This is a genomic window from Nonomuraea rhizosphaerae (assembly GCF_019396405.1).
Taxonomy (GTDB): domain Bacteria; phylum Actinomycetota; class Actinomycetes; order Streptosporangiales; family Streptosporangiaceae; genus Nonomuraea; species Nonomuraea rhizosphaerae.
Genome location: NZ_JAHKRL010000065.1, coordinates 1 through 10066, shown reverse-complemented (window position 1 = coordinate 10066; position 10066 = coordinate 1). Strand labels below are relative to the sequence as shown.

General features: G+C 68.3%; 10 protein-coding genes. 3 read left to right on the top strand and 7 right to left on the bottom strand.

Features of this window, described 5'->3' with window-relative positions:
* Window positions 1-44: 44 nt before the first annotated feature.
* Window positions 45-446 (bottom strand): superoxide dismutase, Ni, encoded by a 402-nt coding sequence (gene sodN / locus KME77_RS03070; protein WP_219461688.1) that lies wholly within the window; start codon window positions 444-446, stop codon window positions 45-47.
* A 30-nt stretch (window positions 447-476) separates the two neighbouring features.
* Here sodN and KME77_RS03065 point away from each other — a divergent pair, with 30 nt between their 5' ends.
* Window positions 477-830, top strand: coding sequence for a S24 family peptidase (locus KME77_RS03065; protein ID WP_308250520.1), 354 nt, complete (start codon window positions 477-479; stop codon window positions 828-830).
* Window positions 831-877: 47 nt separating this feature from the next.
* On the opposite strand, the gene KME77_RS03060 is transcribed toward KME77_RS03065, so the two are convergent.
* From KME77_RS03060 to KME77_RS03045, 4 genes are all read right to left on the bottom strand, one after another.
* Entirely contained in the window at window positions 878-1303 is a 426-nt protein-coding gene (locus tag KME77_RS03060; protein ID WP_219461683.1) for a CGNR zinc finger domain-containing protein, read from the bottom strand.
* 73 nt (window positions 1304-1376) lie between these two features.
* Window positions 1377-2120 (bottom strand): amino acid ABC transporter ATP-binding protein, encoded by a 744-nt coding sequence (locus KME77_RS03055; protein WP_219461680.1) that lies wholly within the window; start codon window positions 2118-2120, stop codon window positions 1377-1379.
* Window positions 2117-2950 (bottom strand): amino acid ABC transporter permease, encoded by an 834-nt coding sequence (locus tag KME77_RS03050; RefSeq protein WP_219461676.1) that lies wholly within the window; start codon window positions 2948-2950, stop codon window positions 2117-2119. The genes KME77_RS03055 and KME77_RS03050 overlap by 4 nt, the downstream gene beginning before the upstream one ends.
* A gap of 1 nt (window position 2951) precedes the next feature.
* Window positions 2952-3833 (bottom strand): ABC transporter substrate-binding protein, encoded by an 882-nt coding sequence (locus KME77_RS03045; protein ID WP_219461673.1) that lies wholly within the window; start codon window positions 3831-3833, stop codon window positions 2952-2954.
* A 279-nt stretch (window positions 3834-4112) separates the two neighbouring features.
* Here KME77_RS03045 and KME77_RS03040 point away from each other — a divergent pair, with 279 nt between their 5' ends.
* Both KME77_RS03040 and KME77_RS03035 read left to right on the top strand, forming a co-directional pair.
* Window positions 4113-5297 carry an NAD(P)-dependent malic enzyme gene (locus KME77_RS03040; protein ID WP_308250519.1) on the top strand — a complete coding sequence of 395 codons (1185 nt, stop codon included), beginning with the start codon at window positions 4113-4115 and terminating at the stop codon, window positions 5295-5297.
* A 216-nt stretch (window positions 5298-5513) separates the two neighbouring features.
* Window positions 5514-6872: an NsdA family TPR-like regulatory protein gene (locus tag KME77_RS03035; protein ID WP_219461665.1), complete on the top strand. Its 1359-nt coding sequence runs from the start codon at window positions 5514-5516 to the stop codon at window positions 6870-6872.
* Window positions 6873-6915: 43 nt separating this feature from the next.
* Here the strand turns inward: KME77_RS03035 and KME77_RS03030 are convergent, their stop codons facing one another.
* Window positions 6916-8400, bottom strand: a complete 1485-nt coding sequence (locus tag KME77_RS03030) for a trypsin-like serine peptidase (protein WP_219461661.1) — start codon at window positions 8398-8400, stop codon at window positions 6916-6918.
* Window positions 8401-8625: 225 nt separating this feature from the next.
* The coding region (locus KME77_RS03025) for a trypsin-like serine peptidase (RefSeq protein ID WP_219461658.1) at window positions 8626-10066 on the bottom strand (1441 nt) is incomplete at its 5' end.

The window sequence follows — 10066 nt, the reverse complement described above, 5'->3', positions numbered from 1 at the left end:
AGGCTCTGTGCGGCGGCTCGCCGCACAGAGCCTTATGTGCCGTTTTAGGCCGCCTTGGTCTCCCAGAAGATCTTGGAGATCTCGTCGATCTTGCCGAGCAGGTCGTCGGCCTTGGCGACGTCGACCGTGCCCTTGCCGCCCGCGGCCCCCGCCAGCTTCGTGGCCTCCCAGAAGAGCTGGTGGAGCTGGGGGTACTGCTCGAGGTGCGGCGGCTTGAAGTAGTCGGTCCAGAGCACCCACAGGTGGTGCTTGACGAGCTCGGCCCGCTCCTCCTTGATGTGCACCGCGCGGGCGCGGAACAGCGGGTCCTCGTTCGCCGCGTACTTCTCCATGATCGCCTTGACCGACTCGGCCTCGATGCGGGCCTGCGCGGGGTCGTACACCCCACAGGGCAGGTCGCAGTGCGCCGAAGCGACATGCTTGGGTCGTAGCAGTCGTGCGAGCATCAGAAAGTCCTTCCTTGATGCTGAATCAGCTTGGTCCGACTACCGACCTTACTCGGGTCCAAACGCCTGCGGAGGAGGGGGTCACAGCTCGTGAGAGTGCGTGTCGAGGGCGATTCGATGCGTCCCGCGCTGCTTGACGGGGACTGGCTTCTGGTGCGCCGGGGCGCGGCCGTCCGTCCTGGTGATCTTGTCGTGGCGCGCCTGCCCGGGGACCCCGGGCGGCTGATCGTCAAGCGGGCCCAGTGGCACGGCGACGACGGGTGGTGGCTGGAGAGCGACAACCAGCGGGCCGCCGGCCGCCGCGACAGCTGGGACTTCGGTCCCGTGAGCGACATCGTGGGGCGCGTGGTGCTGCGCTACTGGCCGCTCGTACGCGGACGCTGAAGAACGGCCTGCTGAAGGCCCCCGGGCAGGCCGCGCTGGAGGACGTCCTAGAGAGCGGCGCGGCGGCGGGCGCGGTAGGCGGCGACGTTGGCCCGGCTGGCGCACCGGGCCGAGCAGTAGCGGCGCGAGCGGTTGGAGGAGGTGTCCAGGAAGGCGCGCGAGCATCGGGCCTCCTGGCAGCGGCCGAGCCGGTCGGCGCCCAGCTCGGCGACGAGCGCGGCCAGCCCCATGACGGCGCACGCCGCGGGGTCCTCGGCGAGGTGCAGGTGCCAGCGCTGGCCGTCGTGGGCCGACAGTTGCGGCCGTACGGGATGGCGGACGAGAAGGGCGTTCAGCAGCGCCACGACGGCCTCCTCGTCGGGCGCGGCGTCGAACACGGCCACCAGCGCGTCGCGCAGCCGCGCCGGCTCGGAGGGCGGGTCCGGGTCGTTGATCAGCCGGACCGCCCACTCGGCGTAAGAGGTCAGGTCCATGCCGGAGTATTACACGAGCGGCAGAGCATCGAGAACCGGTGAGGCGGAGCGTGGCAGACGCCCCGCCCCGCCGTCATCCCTCCGGGTGCAGGACGCGGCGCAGGAACGACCGGGTCCGCTCCTGCCGCGGATCGCCGATCACCTGCGACGGCGGCCCGTCCTCGACGATCACGCCGCCGTCCATGAACACCACGCGGTCGGCCACCTCCCGCGCGAACCCCATCTCGTGCGTCACCACCAGCATCGTCATGCCCTCCTCCGCCAGCTTGCGCATGACGGTGAGGACGTCGCCGACCAGCTCGGGGTCGAGCGCCGAGGTGGGCTCGTCGAAGAGCATCAGGTCGGGGTTCATGGCCAGCGCCCTGGCGATGGCCACGCGCTGCTGCTGCCCGCCGGAGAGCTGGCCGGGGTAGGAGTTCCACTTGTCGCCGACGCCGACCTTCTCCAGGTTCTCCCTGGCGACGATCTCGGCCTCCTTGGCGCCGCGCTTGAGCACCCGCTGCTGGGCGATCATCACGTTGCGCAGCGCGGACAGGTGCGGGAAGAGGTTGAACTGCTGGAAGACCATGCCGACGTGCCGGCGGGCGGCGTCGATGTCGGCGTCCGGGTCGGTCAGCTCGGCGCCGTTGACGAACACCTTGCCCTTGGTGGGCTCCTCCAGCAGGTTGACGCAGCGCAGCAGCGTCGACTTGCCGGACCCCGACGGGCCGATGACGCAGACGACCTGGCCGGGCTCGACGGTGAAGTCGATGCCCTTGAGCACCAGGTTGTCGCCGAACTGCTTGTGCAGGTCCCTGATCTCTACGGCGTGGGTCACCGATCCCTCCTCTGACGCGCTTCGAGGCGGCGCACCACGATCCCGAGGGGGACCGTGAGCAGCAGGTACGTCGCCCCCGCCACGATGAGGGGCGTGCTGTTGGCCTGGTCGACCGTGAGGTCCTGGCCGAACTTGGTCAGCTCCGTGGTCGCCGCGGTCACCCCCAGGGTGAAGACCAGCGAGGAGTCCTTGAACAGCAGGATCAGCTCGTTGGTCAGCGGCGGGGTGACGATCCTGATGGCCTGCGGCAGGATGATCGACACCATGGCGCGCCCCGGCTTCATGCCGAGCGACCTGGCCGCCTCCATCTGCCCCTTGGGCACCGCCTGGATGCCCGCGCGGAACGACTCGGCCATGTAGGCCGCGGCCACCAGCCCCAGGGCCAGGGCCACCGTGCCGTACTCCTGCCCCGGCAGCTTGAAGCCGGGGAAGGCGATCGGCAGGCCGAACCCGAGGAGCAGGAAGATGATCAGCGCGGGCAGTCCACGGAAGATCTCGATGTAGACCAGGGCGACCGCCCGGTACGGCGCCAGCGAGGACAGCCGCATGAGCGCCAGCACCAGCCCGAGGACGAAGCCGAGCAGGTAGCCGCTCACGGTGTAGATCAGCGTGTTCTTCAGCGCGACGGTGAAGAGCTCGGGGATCATCAGCGCGGCGACGTCGCGGTTCAGGAAGACGTTGACGATCGTGGGCCAGTCGGCGAGCAGGATCACCGCGATGACGACGATGATCCCCACGACCGTCTGGACGCCCAGGCTGATCCGGCGGCGCTGCCGGGGGCTGAGCCCGCTGCGGGCGGGCTCGGCGGCGGCGGTCGGCGTGTCGGTCATGTCAGGACGTGGGCTTCGGGGTGGAGACCGGCGCCGCGCCCATCCACTGCTGGTAGGACTTGGTCCAGGTGCCGTCCGAGATGGCTCCGGCCAGCGACTCGTTGACGGCCTTCAGCAGGGCCGCGTTGCCCTTCTTGACCGCGAAGCCGTACTGGGCCTTGGTCGGCACCTGGCCGGACAGCTCGAAGGCGGAGGAGATGTTCGGCTTCTTCATCCACTCCACGACCACGGGCAGGTCCTGGACGACCATGTCCACCTGGCCGGACTGCAGCGCGAGCAGCAGCTTGCCGGAGTCCTTGAACTCCTTGGCCTCGATGCCCTTGCCCTTGGCCAGGTCGAGGCTGGTCGTGCCGGCCTGCACGCCGACGCTCAGGTTCTTGCTCTTGGCGTCGTCGAGGGTGGCCACCCCCGCCCCCTTCTTGGTGACCAGGCCGAGGACCTCGTCAAAATAGGGGTCCGAGAAATCCAGGTGCGCCTTACGCTCCTCGGTGATGGTCATGCCCGCGGCGGCGACGTCGCACTTTCCGGCGCTGAGGGCGGCGCCGCCCTTGATCGCGTCGAAGTCGATGTCCACGATCTCCTGCGTCACGCCCAGCTTCTTGGCGACCAGATCGATCATCTCCACGTCGAACCCGACCACCTTGCCGCTGGCGTCCTTGGCCTGGAACGGCGGGTACGGCAGGTTCGTGCAGGTGACCAACTTGCCAGGTGAGACCAGCTGCACGCCGCCCGCCGCCGCCGGGGCGGAGCCGGAGGCCGATGCGGAGGCCGAGGCGCCGGTGTCCGCCGGGGTCGAGCTGCCGCAGGCGGACAGCGCGAAGGCGGCGGTCAGTGCGAGCGCGCCGGTGATGGTGCCACGGCGGTTCTTGTGCCAGAGGGCCATGTGCGGGGCCTCCCCCTAAGTGAAATGCGACGTAAGCGGTTTTTGTGAAGTTTAAATGCGGTTTAGCTGCAGTCCGTCATCCGGCGTTTAACAATGCGTCAACGGAACGGCTTCGGCACTGAGACAGAGCCCGTCTCAGCATGTGGCACTATGGAGCCACGGGTGACCCCCGTACCCCTCTCACGAGACGATCGAGGAGGGGCACCTGGCCGCTACCGAAGCCAGGCCCTCGCGCCGTCTGCCGAAGGTCTCTTCCGTCCGACCACTACTGGGGTCTCAGTGACAACCACACCCGCTTCTCTCGAATCCCTCGACCTCGACCCGGCGTTCGCGCTGCATCGCGGTGGCAAGCTGGAGGTCCGCTCGACCATCCCGGTCCGCGACGCCGACGACCTCTCCCTTGCCTACACCCCCGGCGTGGCCCGCGTCTGCACCGCGATCGCCGACACGCCGTCGCTGGTCAACGACTACACCTGGGTCTCCAACGTGGTGGCCGTCATCTCCGACGGCACGGCCGTGCTCGGCCTGGGCGACATCGGGCCCGCCGCGGCGATGCCCGTGATGGAGGGCAAGGCGCTGCTGTTCAAGGAGTTCGGCAACGTCGACTCCGTCCCGATCTGCCTCGACTGCACCGAGGTCGACGCGCTGGTGGAGACCATCGTCCGGCTCGCCCCCTCCTTCGGCGGCATCAACCTGGAGGACATCAGCGCCCCCCGCTGCTTCGAGGTCGAGGACCGGCTGCGCGAGCTGCTCGACATCCCGGTCTTCCACGACGACCAGCACGGCACCGCCATCGTGGCGCTGGCCGCGCTGACCAACGCGGCCCGCCTGACCGGCCGCTCGCTGGGCGACCTGCGCGTGGTGGTGGCCGGGGCCGGAGCGTCCGGCGTCGCGGTCACCAGGATCCTCCTGGAGGCCGGGATCGGCGACATCGCGGTCTCCGACTCCAAGGGCATGATCTACGACGGCAGGGACGGCCTCAACCCCGTCAAGCAGGCCCTGGCCCGCGACACCAACAAGGCCGGTCACACCAGCTCGACGGAGGAGGCCCTGAAGGGCGCCGACGTCTTCCTCGGCCTGTCGGGATCGACGGTGTCGGAGTCCGCCATCGCCTCGATGGCCCCCGACTCGATCGTGTTCGCGCTGTCCAACCCCACCCCCGAGGTGCACCCCGAGGTCGCCGCCAAGCACGCCCGGGTGGTCGCCACCGGCCGCTCCGACTTCCCCAACCAGATCAACAACGTGCTGGCCTTCCCCGGCGTCTTCCGCGGCGCGCTCGACGTCCGCGCCACGACGATCACCGAGAACATGAAGGTCGCCGCCGCCACCGCCCTCGCCGGCGTGGTGGGCGACGACGTCAGGGCCGACTACGTCATCCCTTCGCCGTTCGACAAGCGGGTCGCGCCGGCGGTGACCGCCGCCGTCGCCGACCAGGCCCGCGCGGACGGGGTCGCCCGTCGATAGGGCTCCGCGTGCGTGGTGGTCGGGGCGTGCCCGCGTCCTGCCGCTCAGGGCTGGGATGACCCAGGACTGAACGGCGACTCCCCGGGCAGTACGGGGGGGTGCGCCCGCCTTCGAGAGTTCACTCCTGGAACCCCCAAATAATCTTTACTCTCCGTGCTATAAAAGGAACTCTCTGTAAGGTTGCGGGCGCCGACTCCTGTTGTCGCAAGGAGAGCGATGGAACGCGAGCCCAATCGACTGCTGCAGCAGCTCATCGCAGAGGCGGGTCTGTCCCACAAGGGGCTGGCCAGGCGCCTCAACGACCTGGGAGCCGCACGAGGCACCCCAGGTCTCAAGTACGACCACAGCTCCGTGCTGCGCTGGATCGGCGGGCAACGCCCGCGCGACCCCGTGCCGTCCCTTCTCACCGAGATATTCGCGCTGCGGCTCGGCAGGCCCGTCTCCCCCGCGGAGGTGGGCATGCCGGTCATCACTACACCCCTTGATCTCGGGCAGGAGTTCACGCACACGTGGAAGGAGGGCGTCGCGACGGTGACGGCGCTGTGGCGGGCCGACATGGAGAGACGACGATTCCTGATCGACTCCACTTTCGCGATCGGCGCGGGCTCGGTCGGAGCCGTCCGCTGGCTGACGGCCACGTCCGACGAGCGTCCGAGCGGCTCCGGGACGCGCCGGGTCGGCAGGGCCGACATCGCCGCGATCAACGAGGTCACCCGCTCGTTCGGGGAGCTGGACAACCGCTTCGGCAGCGGACGCGTACGCTCCTCCGTCATCAAGTACCTGGACAACGCGGTCTCGCCGCTGCTCAGGGAGGGCGCCTACGGTGAGCCCACCGGCAGGCAACTGGCCGCCGCGGCGGCCGAGCTGACCCGGCTGGCCGGCTGGATGGCCTACGACCTGGAGCAGCACGGCCTGGCCCAGCGCTACCTCATCCAGGCCCTGAGCCTGGCCAGGGGAGCCGACGACCACGCGCTGGGCGGCGAGATCCTCGCCGGGATGGCCCACCAGGCGATCTACATGGGCCAGCACGCCCACGCGCTCGACCTGGCCAGGGCGGCCCAGCTCTCGGCCCGCCGCGCGGGGGTCCACACCCTGCTGTCCTCCGCGCAGGTCCTGGAGGCACACGCGCACGCGGGCCTCGGCGACGCCCGGTCCTGCGGCAACGCGCTGCACGACGCCGAGATCGCCTTCGACTCGCGCGTGCCCAGGAACGAGCCGGCCTGGCTCAGCTACTTCGACGAGGCGTACCTGTCGGCGAAGTTCGCCCACTGCTTCCGCGACCTGGGCGAGGGCGAGCGGGTGGTCAGGCAGGCGCGCCGCTCCCTGGACATGGACGGGCGCTACGTGCGCGGGCGCATGTTCAACCTGTCGCTCCTGGCCGCCGGGCTGCTGCAGTGCGGCGAGCTGGAGGAGGCGTGCCAGGTGACGGGCACGGCGCTCAAGCTGGCCAACGACCTGCAGTCGGCCAGGTCCCGCTCGTACGCGGCCGACCTGCGCAGGCGGCTGGAGCCGTACAAGGGGGAGCCGGCGGTGCGGGCGCTGCGCGAGCGCACCAGGGAGCTGTCCTTGGCGTGAGGATCGGGTCCGGTTCGCTCACCGGACCCGATCTCTGTCGCTCCTACTCCATCATCTCGCCGTTGGGGCCGACGATGGACTTCGTCGCCGCGTACTGCGCCTTGTTGTAGACGTCGGCGGTCTCGCCGTCGAAGTAGGCGGAGCTGATGTAGTCGACCCGGTCGTTGCCGTCCTGGTCGTGGAACATGCTCGTGACGCCGTTGACGTAGCCGGTGCGCTTGTTGTTGTCGTACTTGATCAGCCAGGGGCCGCCGTCGGCGCCGCCGGTCATCGAGCACTTCAGGATCTGGTGCGTCTCGACCTTGAACGTGTTGACCTGGTAGGTCTTCGTGCCGGTCTTGCCGATGCACCACTTGGGCGTGACGCCGGTGAACGGCTTGTCGCCGTCGGGGTGGGGGGCGGCGGGGTAGCCGAAGGCGGTGACGTACTGGCCCATGGGCTGGTTCCAGGCGACGCCCTGACCGCCGACGACGTCGCCGAGGCGGCCGGTGTCCTTGGCGATGCCGATGACGTACTCGCCCATGTAGTACTTGCGGGAGGTGCCGGGCTTGACCCACTTCTGCGTGTAGTAGTGGGTGATGAAGTAGTTGCCGAGCTTGTCGACGCTCTTCTTGCCCGGCCCCTTGTACGCGTCGTGCTCCGTCTTGGTCACCGGGACGGTCTCCGGCAGGCCGAACTTGAAGCCCTGGCCCTTGCCGGCCTTGGCCGCGGCGTACTCCTTGTCGCTGACCTCGACCTTCTCCAGGACGGCGCCGGGGTAGTCGGGGCCCACCTTGTCGGCCGGGGTGTCGGCGCCCTCGGACCAGCAGTGGCCGAGGTTCAGCACGCACTTGACGTACTCGGCCCGGCTGATCTCAACCGGCTTGACCCACTTGTCGCCCTTCCACTCCTGCCACTCCTTGAACGACACCTTCTTGTCGGTGGGCAGCGAGAAGCCGTTGTGCACGGCCACGAACGCGAAGTCACCGTCGTAGTCGTCGTAGGTGTCGAGGTCGTAGGTGGTGAAGGCGTAGGCGCCGGCGTACACGCCGAACGGGGCCTTGCCCTGGTAGTAGCCGGGGACGAAGACCCACTTCGAGAAGACGTCCTCGCCCTTCTCGTAGACGCAGTGGCCGGCGGTGACGACCAGGTTGCGGTACCGGGACTGGACCGACGTGGCCGAGCACCAGCGGTAGTTCTTCTGGCCGTCGAGGAAGAAGACCTTGCCGATGCTCTTGGGCAGGTTCAGGTTCTTCGTCTTGGTCGGCTTCGGGGCGGTGCCCGTGGGGGAGGCCGAGCCCGGCTTGCCGTCGGGGGCCTTGGCGCTCGTGGAGACCAGCTTCTGGACGTCCTTGGCGTCGGGGGTGAACTGGCTGGCCTTCTTCATGGCCGCGCCGTTCGCGTCGAGCCAGAAGTAGGCGTTGCTGTAGGCGTCGGCGGCCTTGGGGGCGAGCGGGTCCTTGACCCAGTCGGGGGCTGCGTCGGCTGGGAGGGCGAGGGCTGCGGCGCTCAGGCTGGCGGCGGTCAGGGGGACGAGCAGGCGCTTCACTGGGGGTTCTCCACAAAGTTAACAGCAGGTTGTTGAGACCCTATCGACCCACTGGTCACTCCAGTAACAGTCTGTGCGGGAATGTTACGGAAAAGGGTTCTTCGGGCCCTGAGCTGCTGGAGGAGGCAAGGAGCAGACAGGCCGAAGGGCCCGGCAGCGAACTGCCGAGCCCTTCGGGTGAAGCTGGTGAACGACGACCAAGGTCCTCGTTCGGTCCGCAGCGAACTACGGGATGAGCTTGCCGGACCACGAGGCCGCAGCGGCCTTGTAGATCGCGGCGGTCTCACCGTCGAAGTAAGCCGAGGTGATGGTGTCGTAGCGCTTGTTGCCGTCGACGTCCACGATGAGGCTCGTGACACCGTTGACGTAGCCAAGACGCTTCGAGTTGCTGTAGTTCGCCAGCCACGGGCCACCATCGTAGCCAGCGGTAACGGCGCACTTCAGCGACTGGTGCTCCTCGACCTTGCGGGCCGGAACCTTGATGACGTTCTTAGCGGTCTTGCCGTAGCACCACTTCGGCGTCACGCCGGTGTAGGGCTTGTTGCCGTCGGGGTGCGTGCCGTACGGGTACCCGAAGGTACGGACGTACTTGCCGCTCGCCTGGTTCCAGGACACGCCCTGGCCACCGACGTTGTCGCCGAGGCGACCGACGTCCTTGACCTCGTGAGCAACGGTGTAGAAGTCGGTACGGATGAACTTGTGGTCCGTGCCCGGCTTGTACCACTGCTGAACGAAGTACTCGGTGATCAGGTAGTTGCCACGGGAGTCACGGGTCTTCTCGCCCTTGCCCCGGTAGGCGTACCACTCGGACTTGGTCACCTGGCTGGTGACGGGCTCGCCGAACTTGTTGCCGTTACCGGTGCCGACACCAGCGCGGAAGTACTCGTACTTGCTGACCGCAACCTTCTCGACCACGGCGCCGGGGAAGTCCGGACCGGTCTTCTCCGCGCGCGTTCCCCGCTTGAGCGAGTAGTAGTCCGCGGTCTTCGGGTCGAGGCGGCCCTTCTTGTACTCGTCGAAGGAAACTTCGACTTCCTTGACGAACTTCTCGCCGGCGTAGGACTTGAAGGTCGCGATGTCGACCTTGGAGGGCTTGTTCAGCGTGCCGCCGATGCCGTTGTACACGGTCACGAACGCGTAGTCGCGGTCGAAGTCCTCGTACACGTCGAAGTCGTAGTGCGTGAACGCCTGCTTGCCCACGTACAGGCCCCAAGGAGCCTTGCCCTGGTAGTAGCCCGGCACGAAGACCCAGCGCGAGACGACCTCGTCGTTGCCGGCGATGTCGTAGACGCAGTGACCGGCCGTGGCGACCAGGTTGCGGTACTGCGACTGGATCGAGGTGCCCGAGCACCAGTACAGCTTGCCGTCGCGGCCCTCGAAGAACACCTTGCCGATGGTCTTCGGCATGTTGACGTTCTGGGACTTGACGGCGGTCTTCTTCTCCTCGCCGATCGGCACGGAGCTGCCGGGCTTGGTGTCGGCGCTATAACCGCCACCACGGGAGATCTTCTCAACCTCGAGCGAGTCGGGGTTGAAGGCCACAGCCGACTTGAGAGCCGCGTAGTCGGACTTGCTCCAGAAGTCCAGGGTCTCAGCGGCCTGGGCAGCGGTCTTCGCGAGCGGGTCGCTCGCGACGTCGCCGGCGGGCTGGGGCGGGCGGGGCAGG